Consider the following 18257-nt stretch of genomic DNA (forward strand, 5'->3'; position numbering starts at 1 on the left):
CTGCTACGATTGCGCTCAATTCACGCCCCGTTGATCACGAGTGCTTGGCATGCAACTACCGGACATGAACCTGCTGGTCGCCCTCGACGCCTTGCTCGACGAGGGCAGCGTGGTCGGCGCCGCGCGCCGCATGAACCTCAGCCCCGCCGCCATGAGCCGCACCCTCACGCGTATCCGCGAAGCCGTGGGCGACCCGATCCTGGTGCGCGCCGGGCGCGGCCTGGTGCCCACGCCCAAGGCCCTGCAACTGCAAGGCCAGGTGCGCAACGTGGTGGAGCAGGCAGCGCTGCTGTTCCGCTCGGCGGACCAGGTGGACCTGAGCACATTGCGCCGCCGCTTCAGCGTGCGCGCCAATGATTTTTTCATCGGTGTGTATGGCGGGCGCCTGTTCGACACCATGGAACGCATGGCCCCCCTGTGCGAACTGTGCTTTGTGCCCGAAGGTGACACCGACGACGAGGCCCTGCGCGAAGGGCGCCTGGACTTGCGCGTGAGCAACACCATGCCGGTCAGCCCCGAAGTGAAGGTGCAGAACCTGTTCTCCACCACCTTCGTCGGCCTGGCGCGGGAAGACCATCCGTTGTTTGACGAAGAAATCACCGCGGCGCGTTTTGCCAGCTACTCGCACATCAGCATCTCGCGGCGCGGCATTGCGCGCGGGCCGATCGACACCGCACTGAATGCCCAGGGGCTGGAGCGCCGCGTGGCGATGATCGCCCCGGGTTTCCACGGTGCGATGTTCATGCTGCCCGACTCCGACCTGCTGCTGCCGGTGCCCAAGGAAGCGCTGCTGAGCGCTAATCGCCTGAAGTTGCCACTGCGTGCATTCGCCTTGCCGATCTCGCTGCCGACGTTGGTGTTGGCCCAATCCTGGCATCCGCGATTCGACAAAGACCCCGCCCACAAATGGCTGCGCGAAACCATGCGCGAGAGTTGCCACGCCACCTGGCTCGAAGCCCAGCCCACCTGACGCCCCAAGCCAGCTCCTACATGAATTCAGGATTGCGTCTGGCGCAGTTATACCCTGCCAATAAGTAACTTTTTGTCATGTGTGTGCCTGATTAAACTGCTCGGGTATTTACCATTCCGAGTTATCTGTTCATGACGTCCCTCGCTGCCCCCGCACTCCAGGCCGCAGCCAAGCCCACTGCCATGACCCCGCCCGTCTTCGGTCCGCGCATCATCATCGGTCTGGTCGGCGTGTTGCTGGCCGTGCTGGTCTCCGGTCTCAACGAGATGGTCACCAAGGTGGCCCTCGCGGATATTCGCGGTGCGCTGTACATCGGTTTTGACGAAGGCACCTGGCTGGTCGCGGCTTATACCGCCACCTCCGTGTCGGCCATGGCGTTTGCGCCTTGGTGCTCGGTGACCTTTTCCCTGCGCCGCTTCACGCTGTGCGCCATCGGCCTATTCACCGTGCTGGGGATCCTGTGCCCGTTCGCGCCGAACTACGAAAGCCTGCTGGTGCTGCGCACTGTGCAAGGCCTGGCCGGTGGCGCGTTGCCGCCGATGCTGATGACCGTGGCGCTGCGTTTCCTGCCGGCCAACGTCAAGCTGTACGGCTTGGCCGGCTATGCACTCACCGCCACCTTCGGCCCGAGCCTGGGCACGCCGCTGGCGGCGCTGTGGACCGAGTACGTCGGCTGGCAGTGGGCGTTCTGGCAGATCGTCGCGCCGTGCCTGCTGGCCATGGTCGCCGTGGCCTACGGGCTGCCGCAGGACCCGCTGCGCCTGGAGCGCTTCAAGCAGTTCAACTGGCGCGGTCTGCTGCTGGGCTTCCCGGCGATCTGCATGCTGGTCATCGGCATCCTGCAAGGCAACCGCCTGGACTGGTTCGAGTCGGGCCTGATCACCTTCCTGTTGTGCGGCGGCAGTGCCTTGCTGGTGCTGTTCATGGTGAACGAGTGGTCCCAGCCCATACCGTTCTTCAAGCTGCAGATGCTCGGCCTGCGCAACCTGTCGTTTGCGCTGATCGTGCTGGCGGGCGTGCTCATGGTGCTGACCTCGGTGATCATCATCCCGTCGAGTTTTCTCGCCCAGGTCCAGGGCTATCGTCCGCTGCAAACCGCGCCAGTGATGCTGCTGATGGCCATCCCGCAGTTGATCGCGCTGCCGCTGGTGGCGGCGCTGTGCAACCTGCGTTGGGTCGATTGTCGCTGGGTGCTGGGGATCGGCCTGGGGATGCTGGTGCTGTGCTGCGTGGGCAGTGCGCACCTCACTTCGGAATGGATTCGTGACGATTTCTACGGCCTGTACCTGCTGCAAATCTTCGGGCAACCGATGGCCGTGTTGCCGCTGCTGATGCTCTCCACCGGCAGCATCCAGCCCATGGACGGCCCGTTCGCCTCGGCTTGGTTCAACACCGTCAAGGGCCTGGCCGCCGTGATCGCCACCGGTGTGCTCGATACCTTGACCACCCAGCGCCTGCATTTTCACTCGACCATGTTGGTCGACCGCCTGGGTAACTCACCGCTGGCCGACGGCGACGCGCCGGGCCTGGCGCACCGCCTGCACGAGCAGGCCGTGGTGCTGACTTCTTCGGATCTGTATTACGTCATGGCCGCAGTCGCGGTGGCGTTGATCCTGCTGATTTTCTGGATGCCCACGCGGATTTTCCCGCCTCGCGCACCGACTTGATTGAAAGGACTGTTCATGAAACGCAAAGACAAAATTGCCGTCTCCGTTATTGCTGTGTTCGCCGTCGGCGTGCTGGTGTATCTGGTCGCGCCGGGTGTGCTGGGCAGCAAGCGCCAGACCACCAACGACGCCTTCGTTGCTGCGGACTTCACCCTGGTGGCGCCACGTGTGGCCGGTTTCATCAAGGAGGTGTTGGTGGAAGACAACCAGCGCGTCAAGGCCGGGCAACTGCTGGCGCTGATCGACGACCGCGACTTCCGCGCTGCCGCCCAGGCTGCCGACGCCGATGCGTTGGTGGCCCAGGCCCAACTGAAAAACGCCACCGCCACCCTCGAGCGCCAAAGCTCGGTGATCGCCCAGGCCCAGGCCACCGTCGCGGCGGATCGCGCCGAAATGGCCTTTGCCGAACACGAACTGAATCGCTACAACCGCCTCGCCGGTGTCGGTGCCGGCACCGTGCAGAATGCCCAGCAAGCCAAGACCCGCATCGACCAGGCCACCGCGCGCCTGGCCAATGCCACGGCGGTGCTGGCGGCTGAACGCAAGCAAGTGGAAATCCTCACCGCCCAGCGCGACGCCGCCGAAGGTGGGCTCAAGCGTGCCCAGGCCGCGCTGGAATTGGCCAGTTACCAGCTGTCGTACACGCGCATTGTCGCGCCGGTGGATGGCATGGTCGGCGAGCGTGCAGTGCGGGTGGGCGCCTACGTGACGCCAGGCAGCAAGATCCTTGCGGTCGTGCCGCTGGAAGAAGCGTACGTGGTGGCCAACTTCCAGGAAACCCAGCTCTCCCATATGCACGCCGGCCAGGCCGTGCAGGTGCGCGTCGACAGCCTCGACGGTGAGTTGCTCAACGGCCATCTGGAAAGCCTCGCGCCTGCCACCGGAGTGACCTTTGCCTCGGTCAAACCCGATAACGCCACCGGTAACTTCACCAAGGTGGTGCAGCGCATCCCGGTGAAAATCGTCCTCGAACCCAACCAGGCGCACACCGAACGCTTGCGGGTCGGCATGTCGGTGGAAGCCAGCGTCGACACCCGGCCGGTCGTGCAGACCCGTGAGGTGGCCCAGCAATGAAACGAGTGGCCTGGCTCACCATGAGCCTCATCAGCCTGAGCGCCTGCACGGTCGGTCCGGATTTCCAAAAGCCCCAGAGCCCGCAAGTGACGCAATGGAACGCGCCCCAGGGTCGCCAGGCGGCCAGCCGTGCCGTCAGCGATCCCTTGCAGGAGCGCTGGTGGGATGTGTTCCACGACGCGCAACTCTCGGCGCTCACCCGTCGCGCGCTCACCGATAACCTCGACCTGAAATTGGCCAGCAGTCGCTTGCAGCAAAGCCGTGCCGTGCGCCAGGTGACCACCGCCGAGCGTTATCCCAACGTCAACGCCAACGGTGATTACCTGCGCCAACGCAACAGCGGCAAGGGCCTGAGCGACCCTTCCGGCAACAACGGCCGCTCGGCGTTCAATCAGTGGGACATGGGTTTTTCCGCCTCTTGGGAGCTGGACTTCTGGGGCCGGGTAAAACGCGAAACCGAAGCCGCTGACGCCACCCTGCAAGTGGCTGAAGACGACCGCCGCGCGGTGTTGTTGTCGGTACTCGCCGAGACGGCCCAGGACTACATCCAACTGCGCGGCGTACAGAACACCCGCGCCGTCACCGAGCAAAACCTCGACGTCGCGCGTCACAGCCTCAAGCTCTCGCAGTTGCGCCTGGCGGACGGTGTGGCGACGGACCTGGACGTCGCCGAAGCCGCCGCCCAGGTCGCCGCTATCGAAGCGCGGCTGCCGGATCTGCAACAGCGCCAGGACCAACTGATCAACGCCCTCAGCCTGTTGATGGGCGAGCCGCCGCAGGCCCTGCATGCGCAGTTGTCCAAGGACGCCGCTGTGCCGCAAACCCAGCGCCAGGTCGCGATTGGCTTACCGTCGGAGTTGGCCGAACGCCGCCCGGATATCCGCCAGGCCGAAGCACGCCTGCACGCCGCCACCGCCAGCATTGGCGTGGCCAAGGGCGACTTCTACCCGCGCATCACTTTATCCGGCAGCCTCGGTTCCCAGGCCATGCAACTCTCGGATCTCGGTTCCTGGGGCTCCCGCGCCTTTGCCTTCGGCCCGCAGTTCAGCTTGCCGTTGTTCAATGGCGGGCGCCTGCAAGGCATGCTGAACCTGCGCGAAGCCCAGCAACAGGAAGCGGCGCTCGCGTACCAGCAAACCGTGCTGCGGGCCTGGCATGAGATCGACGACCAACTGACTCGCTACAACGCCAGCCAACTGCGCCGCGACAGCCTCGCCGAAGCCGTGCGCCAGAACCAGATTGCCCTGAGCACCGCGCAACAGCAGTACGTGGAAGGCGTGGTGGATTTCGTCAACGTGCTCACCGTGCAGAGCGCGTTGCTGGCCACGCAAGAGCAGTGGGTGGAGAGCTCGACCAGCGTGTCCCTGGCCATGGTTGGGCTGTACAAAGCGTTGGGTGGCGGCTGGGAATCGGTGTATCCGCTGCAAACCGCTGGGCGCTGAACGGCAAAGAGTTTTTGTCAGTCGCGAAATAAGGTCTAATGATAATTGCTCTCAATAGTGTATCTGAGCTTTTCATGGACACCGCGACTGACGGCCAGCGACAGCTTCACCTCCTGTACCGCGACCATCACGGCTGGCTGCAAGGCGGGTTGCGCAAGCGTCTGGGCGACCGTGAGCATGCGGCCGATGTGGCGCAGGACACCTTCCTGCGCCTACAGATTGCGTGCATCAAGGGTTTTGCAAAAACACCACATAGCCTCGAAACCACTCGCTGTCCTTCAGATACCCCGGCTCTTCCCACTCCCCGCCCTGAATCAAGCCAATCTTGAACGGCAACCCCAACCGGTTCATCCGTGGCAAATACGCCGCGTAATCCGGGATGCTGTGCCGCCCTTGATACGTTTGCACCACCACTTCATCCACCACCCCTTTGAGTTGAGCGATGGCAGCCGGATCAGCGTTGCTGCTCCAGTCCATCAAGCCGGTGATGCTCAGGCGCAGGTCGGTGGGCAGGCGCTGGCGCAGGTCGCGCAGGAAGTCGGCGTATTCATGCAGGTACTGAGTGCGAGCATCGAAGTCGATCTGGATGCCCACCACCGGATTGCCTGCGTCGCGCCAGCGTTGCACCTGGCCGAACAGTTGGCGGTAGACCTGCTCGGGCCAGTGCAGGGTGTGGGCGCGGTAGACGATCCAGATGTCGCCTTCGGTAAGGCGCGGCACGCTGATGCCTTGGGCAATCATCTGCACGCCGCGCTGGGGCGCGCGGCGCGTGGAGTTGATCTGGCCCTGGAGGATGTACAGGGTTTTCGCCTGCTTGAGCACCGGCTGTGGTGTAACCCCGCTCCACAGCCAGAAGGCGTCATAGTCGCGGGCGTCGACGGCGCCGAAGGCCGGGCTTGCCAGCAACAGCAAACCTAGCCACAGGTGCTTCACCAGTAGTACTGCAGCGATTTGCCCCACTGGGTGTCGGCGTAGCTGGTTTTCAACTGGCGAAACCAGGCCTTGCGCACGGCCGGTTCTACATCGACGCCGCCGCAACTGTTGTAGCCCGAGGGCCCGTAGCAGTTGATGGCGCGGAACAGGGCGTAGGCCTTGTCATTCTTGGGTGCCTTGGCGTTGCCGATCACCTGTTTGTAGCCGTCCAGGCGCGAGAAGGTTTCACCCTTGAAGTCCGATGCACTGCTGCCCAGGCTGCCGGCGGCGCGCGCCTGTTCCAGTGGCATGCCGTCCAGGCCGTTGCGCAGGATGAACTCACCCAGGCAGTTCAAGCCTTGTGGGTTTTTGGCATCGCCCTGCAAGGTCGCGGCGGTTTGCGCAATGCTCGGGCAGCTGTAGCCAGACTCGGCTTTGTCGCCGTTCCACTGGAACAGCTTCAAGGTCTGGCTGGTGCTGTAGACGTAGCCCAGGCTGGTGCCCAGTTTGTCTTCCGGGGCAGAGGCTGGCAGCTGCTTGAGGTCGTCGGCGAAGGTAGCGTACTGACCGCGCAGCAGGTCTTTGTAGAGCAGCACGAATTGCGCAGTCTGGCGTTCCAGCGGATCGCTGGCCTGCGCGATCTGCTGGCGCAGCAACTCGGGACCGGCGACGTTGCGCAGCAGGATGTAACGCACCTGCTTGGCGCTGATCGGCGAATCGGCGGCAAACACCTTGGCCAACTGGCCGCTGCGCTCGTAGTTCATGGCCAACGCCAACTCAAGCTGATCGCGTTGCAACGGCAACTTCGCCAGCGGCAGCAGTTGCAGCCAGAGCGCTTCGGCGCCTTTCCAATCTTGCTTGGCTTCCAGGGCCAGGGCACGCAGGGTTTGTTGGCTGAAGGCGAAGTAATTCAGGCTCGACGGCACGCTCTGGGGCAATTGTTTCAGCGCGGCGTCCGGCTGATGCTCGGTATACAGCGCAGACACCGCGAGCAAGTAGTCATACAGCTCCGGCGCGCTGGAAAACGCAGTTTTCTGCTTTTCCAGGTCGGTGCGGGAGAGGGCGGGCTGGTTGCCACCGCGCATCACCATCAGGTTGCTGACAAACTGGATCATCGGCGTGCTGACGGTTTCGCTATTGACCATCAACAGCTTGAGGTCGGCTTCCTCCACCAGTTCATCCACCGACACATTACGCTGCGCGTCCGTTGCCTCGGTCATTGCCCAGCCGAAGGCCTCGGCGAGCTTGGTGTTGTCACCTGCCAACCAATAAACACGGCGCAACAGGCCACGGGCGGAGGCCAGGTAGTCGCCCTGTGGATAAGTTTTCAGGTAACCGAGAAAGCCTTCCTCGGCATGGCTCAGGGCGGACTTATCCACATGCTCGAGCTGCGGCATGCCGTACTCGTCAAAGGCTTCAGCCTGGGCCTGGTTCAAAGACGTGCGCGCAGTCATATACAGCGCGGTTTCCTTCAGCCAAGGCACGTGGCTGGCGCTGGCGGCGGCAAAACCGCGCTCAGCGTCACCGAAGCGACCGCTGTAGAAGTCGGCGGCGGCTTGCAGGTAGGTACGGAACAGTTGGCCGTCGTTGGACTGGATCTGCTGGGCGTCCACCACCTGGCCTTCCCACGAACAGGCTGTGAGCAGTTGCAGGCGCGCTTTTATCAGCAGCTCACGCTCAGCAGCCGGCATGTCGGCCTTGATCACCTGGCTGATGAACGCCGTGGCGCTGTCATCATCGTTGCTGCGGCAACGGCTGCCCTCGCCAGTCAGGAACGCTTCGCCTGCGGTCTTGTACTCGTCGCGCTGGATGCCCAGGGGCTTGAGCAGGGTGTCGAGTTCGGCGGTGCGTGAATTGTCCGGCTTGTTGTCGGGCTCATCGTTTGTCGCGGGGATAGGCGCCAAGCGATAGACCGGGAACGGCACCGGGCCAAAGCCCTGGGACAGATCATCTTCGCTCAGCGCATTGGGCGTGAGCGGTTCGGCCTTTTTGTCCGCTAGCAGCAGGCGCAGGTTGACGCGACTGTCGTTGCCGGGGCCGAGGAAGGGCAGGTTACTGCAGGAATCGAGGCTATCACGCGAGACGCGCCAGTCGGGGTAGCACGAGTCGTCAGAGCTGGCCTGGGCCTGTTGGGTGATGCCGGCAAGCAGTGCCAGTGCCAGGGGTGACAGAAAACCGATGCGCATGACGTGTCCTTGATCCTGAGTCCTTGGAGGGAGGCAATAATAGCGTGTTCCTACGGTTGCTTCGGAGAAGCCCTGCACAAATTACTGATTTGTCCGATTCCAGCAGCCAGCCTGGATCTTTTGTCCTAGAGTGGCGGTGTTTGCGCTTGGGCAATCAGGGGAATCGAGGTGCGTCGGTCTGTGGTAGAGCAAAACGAAAAGGTCGGGACGTTGCCCGCACTCAATCGCCTCACGTGGGAAGGTGCCGGCTGGATCAGCCGACTGTGGTGGGTACCGATCCTGGCGCTGGCCATGGCGCTGCGTTTTTACCAACTGACGGCGGCAGCGATCTGGGGCGACGAAGGCTCGAGCCTGCTGCTCAGCGAATACGCCTTAGACGACCTGTGGTTCCACGCCGCGCACGACGTGCACCCGCCGCTGTATTTTTTCCTGCTGCGCGGCTGGATCGAACTGTTCGGCGACAGCATCTGGTCGATTCGCGGCATGAGTGCCATTCCCGGTGTGGTCGTCGTGGGCTTGGGCATCTGGCTGACGCGGCAACTGTCCACCCGCCGTGCGGCGCTGCTGGCGGGGATACTGCTGGCGCTGTTGCCGACGGCGGTGCGCTACAGCCAGGAAGTGCGCATGTATTCGCTGCTGGGTGTATGGCTGCTGGGCGCCACCCTGGCGCTGGTTTACTGGGTACGCCAACCTGAGCGCACGCGTTATCTGGCGGCGTATGTCGTATTGATGACGGCCGGTTTCTACACCCATTACTTCACTGCGCTGTGCGTGCTGGTGCATTGGGCTTACCTGGGCATGCTGAGTGTCACGATGCCGCGCGACCAACGCCTGATCACGCGCCCGGCGTGGTGGTTGGCCAACGCCACGATTGTGCTGTTGTACCTGCCTTGGCTGCCGAATCTGCTGGACTTGGTGCAACACGTCGAACAGCTCAAGGTGGGCGGCGACATTGGCTGGGAAGAACCGGTCAGCCTGTTCTCCCTGCCGTCGATGGTCTGGCAATTCGTACTGCAGGATGAAGGTGTCGGTTTCTGGTCGCCACTGTTCTGGCTGTTCCCGTTGCTGCTGGTGGCTGTCGTCGTTGCCACCGCTTGGCGCGACCGCGACCGCTATCGGCCGGCCGGCCTGTTGGCGCTGTTTTTCCTGTTGCCACTGCTGTTGGTCTACGGGGTGTCGTTTATTTCCCCAGTGTTTATCGAGCGTTACCTGACGGTCTACGCCCTGGGCTTGCCGATTCTGCTGGCGATGGCCATTGATCGTCTGCCGTCGCGGTTTGCACTGCTGGGAGCGGCATTGTTTGTGCTGTTCGTCGGCGTCGAGCTGGTGGGGTTGAAGAACAATTTCACCGTGGATGAGCACGACCAATTCAACGTGCCGGTGGAGTTCGTCAACCGCAACTATCAGGAAGACGACCGCATCGTCCTCAGCGACATGATGTGGTACCTCAGCTATGTGTATTACGACCAGACCGACGCCCAGTTGCAGCTCTACACCCCGCCCAAACCCGACGGCACGCCCACCCGGCCGAATGCCTATGGCTTCGGCACCCTGGTGGACCAGGACGGCGGGCGTATCTACCTCGACCACCTGTCGGCACTGCCCGCCGAGACTCGCCGCGTGTGGCTGATCAGCAGCAACGAAGCGCCGGACGAATTCGCCCCGCTGCCCGAAGGCTGGCGCGAACTCAGTCGCCAGGATGGCGGCGGTGCGAGGGCGCGGTTGTTTGTATTGTGCAATGTACCGTCAGCGCAGCCCGATGGCTGCCGCTAGACTGGGTTAATGCCGTTCTATCAGGAGCCCATCATGGAATCGCCCGTGCATAGCTTGCCGTCACTGTTCAAACAGCTGGGTCTGCCGGATGACCCGGTGAGTATCGAAAAGTTTGTGGCGGTGCATTCGCCGCTCAAGCCGGAGCTGAAACTGGCGGATGCGTTTTTCTGGACGGACAGCCAGAAGGCGTTTTTGCGCGAGGAGATTCTGGAGGATGCGGATTGGGCGGAAGTGGTGGATGAGTTGAATCTCATGTTGCGGGGTGGGCGAGGGGGGTAAAAAAACCTAGGGTTTTACCGCGTTAGTGAGCTTTTTCTGACGCACGCGCCTGTCTCCCCACGCTAAGACCCGGACGGGCCAAGCCCCGATCTAAATGTGGGAGTTGGCTTGCCTGCGATAGCGGAGTGTCAGTCGACATATACCTCGAGTGGCCCACCGCAATCGCAGGCAAGCCAGCTCCCACAGAGTTTTGCGGTGTTAGTAAATTCTGTACCGACGCACCGACCACCACCCATCCGCTAAATTGTTTCAAAACTTGACGCATCTGGATCCATCCACCATATTGATAGTTAGCAAACTAACTGTATGCGAACTATCCAGTGCCTCAATCCCTCGAACAACTCCAGATGAACCTCAGCAGCAGCATGGTGGTGGGCGCCCGTAACTGGCGCAAAATCTGCCAGACCACGCTGGTGAGCTACGGCATCTCCGAAGCCTGCGCCGTGCCGTTGTTGATGATCGGCCGCCTGGGCGATGGTGTGCACCAGGTCAAGGTCGCCCAGGCGTCCGGGATGGAAAGCCCGTCGCTGGTGCGCTTGCTCGATCGTCTGTGCACCGACGGTTATGTGTGCCGCACCGAAGACGTGCATGACCGTCGCGCCAAGGCCTTGAGCCTGACCGAGCGCGGCCGCGAGCTGGTGCAAGCGGTGGAAGTGCAATTGGTGCGGCTGCGCAAGGAAGTGCTGGCAGACATGACCCCAGGTGATATGGAGGCCGCGCTGCGAGTGCTGCGCGCCTTCGAGGCAGCGTCGCTTTGAACGGATTTTTTACCGGTTTCCCGCCTGCCCGTGATTGGTTCTATGGGGTCCGTACCTTCGCGGCCTCGATGATTGCCTTGTACATCGCCATGCTCATGCAAATGCCGCGTCCGTATTGGGCGATGGCGACGGTGTATATCGTCTCCAGCCCGTTTGTCGGCCCTACCAGTTCCAAAGCGCTGTACCGCGCCATCGGCACCTTCATGGGGGCGGCGGCGGCCGTTCTTTTTGTGCCGATGTTCGTGCAGTCGCCCTACATGCTGGTGGTGGTGATTGCCTTGTGGACGGGCACCCTGCTGTTCCTCTCCATGCACCTGCGCACGGCCAACAACTACGCCCTGATGCTCGCCGGCTACACCTTGCCGTTGATCGCCCTGCCGGTGGTGGATAACCCCCTGGCGGTATGGGATGTGGCAGAGGCGCGTACCGAAGAAATCTTCCTCGGTATCGCAGTGGCAGCAGTGGTGGGCGCAATGTTCTGGCCGCGCCGGCTGATGCCGGTGTTTGATGGTTCGGTGGCCAAGTGGTTTGCCGACGCTCAGGTCTACAGCCAGCGGTTCCTCACACGCAATGTAGAGCCCGACGAAATCAGCACGCTGCGCGGCGGTATGGTCACTACCTTCAACACCCTCGAATTGATGATCGGCCAGTTGCCCCACGAAGGCGCGCGGCCGCAGACGGTGCGCAACACCAAGGAATTGCGCGGGCGCATGATCCACCTGCTGCCGGTGATCGATGCCCTGGATGATGCGGTGTACGCGATTGAACACCGCGCTCCGGAATTCGCAGATCAGCTCACACCGTTGCTGGAGGCCGCCAACGCCTGGCTGGAAAGCACCACCGAAACAGCCCCGCTTGAACGCTGGCGCGTGCTGCGCGACCAGGTCGACGCCGCTCAACCCCAGGGCGAAGCGCTGGATGACCGGCACACGCTGCTGTTCTCCAATGCGCTCTATCGTCTCGCAGAGTGGATCGACCTGTGGCAAGACTGCCGCAGCCTGCAAGCCGCCATCCAGTGCGAAAGCCAGGACACCTGGCGCGCCGTGTACCGTCACTGGCGCCTGGGCCGGCTCACGCCGTTCCTCGACCGTGGGTTGATGTTCTACTCGGCGTTCTCCACCGTCACCGCGATCATCGTCGCCTCGGTGCTGTGGATCCTGCTCGGCTGGACCGACGGCGGCAGCGCGGTGATCCTGGCCGCTGTCGCCTGCAGCTTTTTCGCCTCGATGGATGACCCGGCGCCACAGATCTATCGGTTCTTTTTCTGGACCGCCATGTCAGTGCTGTTTGCCAGCCTCTATCTGTTCCTAGTGCTGCCCAACCTGCATGACTTCCCGATGCTGGTGCTGGCGTTCGCCGTGCCGTTTATCTGTATCGGCACGCTCACCGTGCAGCCGCGTTTTTACCTGGGCATGTTGCTGACGCTGGTGAACACCTCGTCGTTCATCAGCATCCAGGGCGCCTATGACGCGGACTTCCTCAACTTCGCCAACGTCAACCTGGCGGGGCCGGTGGGCTTGTTGTTTGCCTTTGTGTGGACGCTGATCGCGCGGCCCTTCGGCGCTGAATTGGCGGCCAAGCGCCTGACCCGTTTCAGCTGGCGCGACATCGTCAGCCTCACCGAGCCCGCGACCCTGGCCGAACACCGGCACATGGCCGCGCAGATGCTTGACCGCCTGATGCAACACCTGCCGCGCCTGGCCCTGATCAACCAGGACACCGGCACCGCCCTGCGCGATTTGCGCGTGGCGCTGAACCTGCTCGACCTGCTGGCCTACTCGCCGCGCATCCTCGGGGTGCCACGGGTGTTGCTCAACCAGGTGGTGGAAGGCGTGGGCGGCTATTTCAAGGCGTGCCTCAAGGCCGGTGAACGCTTGCCCGCGCCCAGCGGTCTGCTGATGACCCTGGACCGCACGCGCCGCGCCCTCAACGGCCAGGGCCTGCAAGACGAAGACGACACCCGCCTGCACCTGCTGCACGCGTTGGCCGGGCTGCGCCTGTCGCTGCTGCCGGGCGTGGAATTTATTGGCGGCACCGAAATGGAAGCGCCGCTACCTGATGGAGCGCCTTTATGATCGGTGATCTGGATATCAGCGGGGTGTTCCTGCCCACGCTGCTGGTGCTGATGGGCATTACGTACGTGTTGTTCCTGGTGGTGCACGGGTTGTTGACCCGCGTCCACTTCTATCGCCTGGTCTGGCACCGGGCATTGTTCAATGTGGGGCTCTACGCGCTGTTGCTGGGCGCGGTGGACTCACTCAGTCGATACCTGATGACATGAAAAAACCTTTTTTGACCATCGGCCGTGTAGTCCTCACGCTGTTGATCGTGACGTTTGCGGTCGTCGTGGTGTGGCGCATGGTCATGTACTACATGTTTGCCCCCTGGACCCGTGACGGCCACATCCGTGCCGACATCGTGCAGATCGCGCCGGACGTGTCCGGGCTGATCCAGCGCGTGGACGTGCGCGACAACCAACTGGTGACCAAGGGCCAAGTGCTCTTCGCCGTCGACCAGGACCGTTTCAAGCTGGCCCTGCGCCAAGCCCAGGCCGCCGTGGCCGACCGCCAGGAAACCCTGGCGCAGGCCCAGCGCGAGTACAAGCGTAACCGTGGCCTCGGCAACCTGGTGCCCAGCGAGCAGCTGGAAGAAAGCCAGTCCCGCGTCGCCCGTGCCCAGTCGGCTCTGGCCGAAGCCCAGGTGACGGTGGATTCCGCCCAGCTCAACCTCGACCGCTCGGTGATCCGCAGCCCCGTGGACGGTTACGTCAACGACCGCGCGCCGCGCACCCAGGAATTCGTCACCGCCGGTCGCCCGGTGCTGTCGGTGGTCGACAGCAATTCCTTCCATATCGATGGCTATTTCGAAGAGACCAAGCTCGACGGTATCCATGTCGGCATGGGCGTGGACATCCGCGTGATTGGCGACAACGCCCGCCTGCGTGGCCACGTGCAGAGCATCGTCGCCGGTATCGAAGACCGCGACCGCAGCAGCGGCTCCAACCTGCTGCCCAACGTCAACCCGGCGTTCAGCTGGGTGCGCCTGGCCCAGCGGATTCCGGTGCGTATCGCCTTTGATGATGTGCCGGCGGACTTCCGTATGATCGCCGGGCGCACTGCCACGGTGTCGATCATCGGCGACAAGGCCAAAGACGGAGACCAGCCATGAAGCAACTGCTGGCAACCGCTGCGCTGGGGTTGTTGCTGTCGGCCTGCCAAGTGGTGGGGCCGGATTACAAGCTGCCGGAAACGTCGGCCGTCAACCGTGGCGACCTGCAAGGGCCGCTCGCGGGCGAAGGCAATAACGTGGTGTCGGCGCCGGTGCCGGCGGACTGGTGGAAGCTCTACAAAGACCCGCGCCTGGACGAGCTGGTACGCCAGGCCATGGCCTCCAACACCGACTTGCGTGTGGCCGCCGCCAACCTGCAACGCGCGCGTTTCCAGACCCAGGAAGCGGAGTCCGCAGGCGGCTGGAGCGCCGGCGCCAAGGCCGAGGCCCAGCGCCTGCAAGAGTCGGGCGAAGCCTTTCTGCTGACAGAAAAAGTCCCAGTGGCCAATATTGGCAGCGCCAGCATCAGCACGTCCTACCAGTTCGACTTGTTCGGCACCCTGCAGCGCGGCATCGAAAGCGCCCAGGCCAGTGCCGACGCGGCCCAGGCGGCTGCCGACATCGCGCGCATCACCCTGGTGGCAGATGTGGTGCGCTCCTACACCCAGGTGTGCGCGGCCAACGAAGAACTGGCGATTGCCAACGAGTCCCTCGACCTGCAAGCCCAGAGCACCCAGCTCACCCAGCGCCTGCGCGACGCCGGGCGGGGTGATGAAACCCAGGTGACCCGTTCGCAGACCCAATACAAATCCTTGCGCGCCGACATGCCGCGCTACGAAGCAGCACGCCAGGCCGGGTTGTTCCGCCTGTCGATGCTGCTGGCCAAGCCGCTGGACCAACTGCCGGTGGGCACCGCCAGCTGCGCCGAGCTGCCACACATCGCCCAGTTGCTGCCGGTGGGCGACGGCGCGACCCTGCTCAAGCGTCGCCCCGATGTACGCCAGGCCGAACGCCAACTCGCCGCCGCGACTGCACGTATCGGCGTGGCCACCGGCGCGCTGTACCCGGACATCAGCATCGGCGCCACGGTGGGCACTGTCGGGATCCTCGATGACCTGGGCACACCGGCGACCAACCGTTGGGGCTTTGGCCCGCTGATCAGTTGGTCGGTGCCGACCAACGGCGCCCGCGCCCGTATCCACGAAGCCGAGGCCGCGACCCAGGGCGCCCTCGCGCATTTCGACGGTGTGGTGCTCAACGCCATCCGCGAAACCCAGACCGGCCTCGCGCAATACACCGCGCAGTTGCAACGCCGCGACGCCCTGGCCGAAGCGGGCGAGTCTGCCCGGGAAGCCGCAGACCAGACCCACCGCTTCTTCCAGGCGGGCCGAGCGTCGTTCCTGGCCGACCTGCAAGCCACCCGCACCTACACCGATGTGCGCGCGCAACTGGCAGCCGCCAACACCCAGGTTGCCATGAGCCAGATCGATCTGTTCCTGGCCTTGGGCGGTGGCTGGGAAAGCGGACGAACGCAAGTGTCACAGACCGGCAAACCCTGAGCGAATAGCTATGCTTTGACAGGCGGATCGCCGTGACGATTCGCCTGACACTGCTCGCGTTTGCTCATGGGGATTCCAATAATGAAAAACCCTTATGCTCCCGCTTTCTGGTGCGTGTGTTTCGCACTGGTGTTGTTATCGGCTGCCTATTTCTACGGCGTCATGCTGGCTCACCAACTCGACAAGGCCATGGTGTTTCTCGACAGCGCCTGCCTGGTGATCGGCACCCTGTCCATCGGCGTCGTGGCCTGGGCCTCCTACCAGAATCAACGAGTGAAAAAAAAGCTTCTCGAACAAGGCAAGACCCGCGTGGCGATCTGGGACACCAAGGTCGCCTTGCGCCGGGTCGAGACCGTGTTCGACCGCTATTTCTGGGGCAGCTATTGGCAGCCGGGGCGTACGTTCCAGGAAGTCATGGGTGACCTCACCGGCACGCCCTTGGAAAAAAGCCTCGAAGTCCTGAAAAAGCAGTGCGTAGCCCTCGACCAGCAGGTCGCGGATGGTAGGCATTGGCTGAATAACGCGCGGGAATTGTCCGATGTGGCAACCCAGATGGCCCGCGAGCGCTACCAGCTGGATTTCTGTGACCCCAAGGCCGACACCCCCGGCAATGCCGTGATACACCGCGAGTTTGAGGTGTTGGTGTACACCTGGACGGCGCGGCTGAAGAGTTTTGACCACCAGTTGGATGAAATTGAGCTGGAGTATTCCTGAACTACTACTGAACTGATCCCTCTGAAAGGCTGGGCCGTTTGTGGCCGCCAGTGCTAATCTTCCCCCGTTTTCGGCGGGCTTGAGCCAATCCCCCTCGGGGTTCAAGGAAGACAGCCCACTTCTCACAGGATTTGATCAGGTCACTTCATGAATAAGCCAGCAGTCGTTCTTTTGGGTTTTGTTGTCGCCGTCGGCGTCGTCAGTGCAGGCGGCGCCTGGTACACCGGCAAGCAGCTGGAGCCGGTGCTGCAGACGGCTGTGCAGGACGCCAACAAGGAACTGCAACGTTCCATGGCCGGTGTCGACGGCACCGTTGCCCTGGAGCTGGTGTCCCTGGACCGTGGCCTGTTCAGCAGTACCGCGCATTACCGCCTCAAGGGCCAGGGCTCGTTCTTCGGTGAACAGAACCCGAACCCCGAGCTGCTGATTGTCGACCATATCGAACACGGCCCGCTGCCGTTCTCGCGCCTGGTGTCGCTGAAGTGGCTGCCGGTCATGGCCACCAGTCACTATGCGTTGGAAAAGAACGCCACTACCGAAAAATGGTTCGCCGCCGCCAAAGACGTGTCGCCGCTCAAAGGCGTGGCCAATATCGGCTACAGCCGTTCGGTCACCGGCAACCTTGAATGGCTGCCGCTGGAATTCAAGGACGAGACCTCCTCGGTGAGCTTCTCGGGCCTGAACCTGGATTTTGACAGCACCGCCGAGGGCAAGAAGGTCAAGGTGGATGGCTATATGAACAGCCTGAAGCTGGACGTAGTCGACGCCAATGGCGCGCCGTTCAACGCCGAGTTCGCCGGCCTGACCGTCGCCAGCAACCTGGAGAAATCCACCTTCGGTTTCTACACCGGCCAGAACACCGTAGAGCTAAGTGACACCAAGCTCACCTTTGGTCCGCAGAAAGCCGTGCTGACCCTCAAGGGTTTCGAGCAGAAAGACTCCAGTGAGATCAACGACAACAACATGGCCGGCCGTGTCGACTACAAGATCGACGAGATCGGCTACCAAGGCAAACCCGTCGGCTCTGCCGCCATGGCCCTGAGCTTGAAAAACATCGATGTGCCGTCGGGCCTGGTGCTGACCAAGCTCTACCAGGACAAGATGCAGCCGGTGCAAGCCGCTGCCGCCGCCGGCCAACCGGTGCCGGAGCTGCAATTGACCGAAGCCGAGCAAACCCTGGCCGAAGCCAACGTCAACCAATTGCTGGCCGCCAAGCCGCACCTGGCGCTGGAAAACCTGTCGCTGAAAACCACTCATGGTGAGAGCAAGTTCAACCTGGTGCTGGACCTGGCCAAGCCGACCTCCATGGAACTGCCGCCGGTGGAACTGGGCAAGCAAATGGTCTCGCTGCTGGACGCCAACCTGACCCTGTCCAAGCCGATGATCGCCGACGTTGCCGCCCTGCAAGCGCAGGTCGGTGGTGTGACCGACCCTAAGGCCATCGAGCAGCAATCCCAGATGGCCAGTGAAATGGTCAGCGGCATGGCCGTCGGCACGCAGTTGGCGACCCTGGTAGGCAGCGACGTGGTCTCCAAGCTGCATTACGCCAACAATGAAGTGACCTTCAACGGCCAGAAGATGACCGTCGAGCAGTTCATTGGCTTCGTGATGTCCAAAGTCGGTGCGGTTGGCGGCGCGCAGTAACTATTTCGCCATCGCCCTGAAATAAAAGATGGGGGAGCGGGGTTGCCCGCGATAAGGGTCAAACAGTCGGCGTTCATGCCGGCTGGCAGCCCGTTATCGCAGGCAAGTTCGTTCCCCCATTCGTTTTTCAGATTTGCGGGCAATTCTGAACAATTGTTCTGACTTGTCCCTTTTCATACAGTCGTCGGGGATAGTTCCTACAGGAAAGCTAGGTCGGGTCACGAGACGCCG

15 protein-coding genes and 1 pseudogene are annotated in these 18257 nt (G+C 62.8%); 14 read left to right on the forward strand and 2 right to left on the reverse strand.

Annotated features, from left to right (window positions below):
* The first annotated feature begins 49 nt into the window (after positions 1–49).
* The 5 genes and pseudogenes from KUA23_RS00680 to KUA23_RS00700 all read left to right on the forward strand — a co-directional run.
* Positions 50–970: a LysR family transcriptional regulator gene (locus tag KUA23_RS00680; protein ID WP_065899503.1), complete on the forward strand. Its 921-nt coding sequence runs from the start codon at positions 50–52 to the stop codon at positions 968–970.
* A gap of 131 nt (positions 971–1101) precedes the next feature.
* Complete coding sequence (locus KUA23_RS00685) at positions 1102–2637, forward strand: MFS transporter (protein WP_252993294.1); 1536 nt, start codon at positions 1102–1104, stop codon at positions 2635–2637.
* A gap of 15 nt (positions 2638–2652) precedes the next feature.
* Positions 2653–3711, forward strand: a complete 1059-nt coding sequence (locus tag KUA23_RS00690) for an HlyD family secretion protein (protein ID WP_252993295.1) — start codon at positions 2653–2655, stop codon at positions 3709–3711.
* On the forward strand, positions 3708–5153 hold the full coding sequence (locus KUA23_RS00695) for an efflux transporter outer membrane subunit (protein WP_099491540.1): 1446 nt from the start codon (positions 3708–3710) through the stop codon (positions 5151–5153). Before KUA23_RS00690 ends, KUA23_RS00695 begins: the two co-directional genes overlap by 4 nt.
* A gap of 74 nt (positions 5154–5227) precedes the next feature.
* A pseudogene (locus KUA23_RS00700) lies at positions 5228–5369 on the forward strand (sigma factor); the annotation flags it as partial.
* Between the two features lie 12 nt (positions 5370–5381).
* Here KUA23_RS00700 and KUA23_RS00705 read toward each other — a convergent pair.
* Positions 5382–6086 (reverse strand): DUF3142 domain-containing protein, encoded by a 705-nt coding sequence (locus tag KUA23_RS00705; protein ID WP_252993296.1) that lies wholly within the window; start codon positions 6084–6086, stop codon positions 5382–5384.
* Positions 6083–8251, reverse strand: coding sequence for a PA5441 family protein (locus tag KUA23_RS00710; RefSeq protein ID WP_252993297.1), 2169 nt, complete (start codon positions 8249–8251; stop codon positions 6083–6085). Before KUA23_RS00710 ends, KUA23_RS00705 begins: the two co-directional genes overlap by 4 nt.
* 168 nt (positions 8252–8419) lie before the next feature.
* Between KUA23_RS00710 and KUA23_RS00715 the strand changes: the two genes are divergently transcribed.
* From KUA23_RS00715 to KUA23_RS00755, 9 genes are all read left to right on the forward strand, one after another.
* Positions 8420–10024 carry a glycosyltransferase family 39 protein gene (locus KUA23_RS00715; protein ID WP_252993298.1) on the forward strand — a complete coding sequence of 535 codons (1605 nt, stop codon included), beginning with the start codon at positions 8420–8422 and terminating at the stop codon, positions 10022–10024.
* Positions 10025–10057: 33 nt separating this feature from the next.
* Complete coding sequence (locus tag KUA23_RS00720) at positions 10058–10303, forward strand: DUF2789 domain-containing protein (protein ID WP_028615223.1); 246 nt, start codon at positions 10058–10060, stop codon at positions 10301–10303.
* 347 nt (positions 10304–10650) lie between these two features.
* Positions 10651–11061: a MarR family winged helix-turn-helix transcriptional regulator gene (locus KUA23_RS00725; RefSeq protein WP_028615224.1), complete on the forward strand. Its 411-nt coding sequence runs from the start codon at positions 10651–10653 to the stop codon at positions 11059–11061.
* Positions 11058–13136 carry an FUSC family protein gene (locus tag KUA23_RS00730; RefSeq protein ID WP_252993299.1) on the forward strand — a complete coding sequence of 693 codons (2079 nt, stop codon included), beginning with the start codon at positions 11058–11060 and terminating at the stop codon, positions 13134–13136. The genes KUA23_RS00725 and KUA23_RS00730 overlap by 4 nt, the downstream gene beginning before the upstream one ends.
* On the forward strand, positions 13133–13342 hold the full coding sequence (locus KUA23_RS00735; RefSeq protein WP_012721577.1) for a DUF1656 domain-containing protein: 210 nt from the start codon (positions 13133–13135) through the stop codon (positions 13340–13342). Before KUA23_RS00730 ends, KUA23_RS00735 begins: the two co-directional genes overlap by 4 nt.
* Positions 13339–14229 carry an efflux RND transporter periplasmic adaptor subunit gene (locus KUA23_RS00740; RefSeq protein WP_099491531.1) on the forward strand — a complete coding sequence of 297 codons (891 nt, stop codon included), beginning with the start codon at positions 13339–13341 and terminating at the stop codon, positions 14227–14229. Before KUA23_RS00735 ends, KUA23_RS00740 begins: the two co-directional genes overlap by 4 nt.
* Complete coding sequence (locus KUA23_RS00745) at positions 14226–15668, forward strand: efflux transporter outer membrane subunit (protein WP_252993300.1); 1443 nt, start codon at positions 14226–14228, stop codon at positions 15666–15668. Before KUA23_RS00740 ends, KUA23_RS00745 begins: the two co-directional genes overlap by 4 nt.
* A gap of 81 nt (positions 15669–15749) precedes the next feature.
* Positions 15750–16382, forward strand: coding sequence for an NADH:ubiquinone oxidoreductase subunit N (locus KUA23_RS00750; protein ID WP_078046299.1), 633 nt, complete (start codon positions 15750–15752; stop codon positions 16380–16382).
* Between the two features lie 147 nt (positions 16383–16529).
* Positions 16530–18026 carry a YdgA family protein gene (locus KUA23_RS00755; protein ID WP_252993301.1) on the forward strand — a complete coding sequence of 499 codons (1497 nt, stop codon included), beginning with the start codon at positions 16530–16532 and terminating at the stop codon, positions 18024–18026.
* Positions 18027–18257: the final 231 nt, after the last annotated feature.

The sequence above is a fragment of the Pseudomonas pergaminensis genome, assembly GCF_024112395.2.
Classification (GTDB): domain Bacteria; phylum Pseudomonadota; class Gammaproteobacteria; order Pseudomonadales; family Pseudomonadaceae; genus Aquipseudomonas; species Aquipseudomonas pergaminensis.

Excerpts from the sequence above, each read along its gene's own strand:
- KUA23_RS00750 (WP_078046299.1), top strand. The coding sequence starts at position 15,750 with ATGAAAAACCCTTATGCTCCCGCTTTCTGGTGCGTGTGTTTCGCACTG.
- KUA23_RS00720 (WP_028615223.1), top strand. The coding sequence starts at position 10,058 with ATGGAATCGCCCGTGCATAGCTTGCCGTCACTGTTCAAACAGCTGGGT.
- KUA23_RS00710 (WP_252993297.1), bottom strand. The coding sequence starts at position 8,251 with ATGCGCATCGGTTTTCTGTCACCCCTGGCACTGGCACTGCTTGCCGGC.
- KUA23_RS00755 (WP_252993301.1), top strand. The coding sequence starts at position 16,530 with ATGAATAAGCCAGCAGTCGTTCTTTTGGGTTTTGTTGTCGCCGTCGGC.
- KUA23_RS00685 (WP_252993294.1), top strand. The coding sequence starts at position 1,102 with ATGACGTCCCTCGCTGCCCCCGCACTCCAGGCCGCAGCCAAGCCCACT.
- KUA23_RS00725 (WP_028615224.1), top strand. The coding sequence starts at position 10,651 with ATGAACCTCAGCAGCAGCATGGTGGTGGGCGCCCGTAACTGGCGCAAA.
- KUA23_RS00740 (WP_099491531.1), top strand. The coding sequence starts at position 13,339 with ATGAAAAAACCTTTTTTGACCATCGGCCGTGTAGTCCTCACGCTGTTG.
- KUA23_RS00680 (WP_065899503.1), top strand. The coding sequence starts at position 50 with ATGCAACTACCGGACATGAACCTGCTGGTCGCCCTCGACGCCTTGCTC.
- KUA23_RS00690 (WP_252993295.1), top strand. The coding sequence starts at position 2,653 with ATGAAACGCAAAGACAAAATTGCCGTCTCCGTTATTGCTGTGTTCGCC.
- KUA23_RS00695 (WP_099491540.1), top strand. The coding sequence starts at position 3,708 with ATGAAACGAGTGGCCTGGCTCACCATGAGCCTCATCAGCCTGAGCGCC.
- KUA23_RS00745 (WP_252993300.1), top strand. The coding sequence starts at position 14,226 with ATGAAGCAACTGCTGGCAACCGCTGCGCTGGGGTTGTTGCTGTCGGCC.
- KUA23_RS00735 (WP_012721577.1), top strand. The coding sequence starts at position 13,133 with ATGATCGGTGATCTGGATATCAGCGGGGTGTTCCTGCCCACGCTGCTG.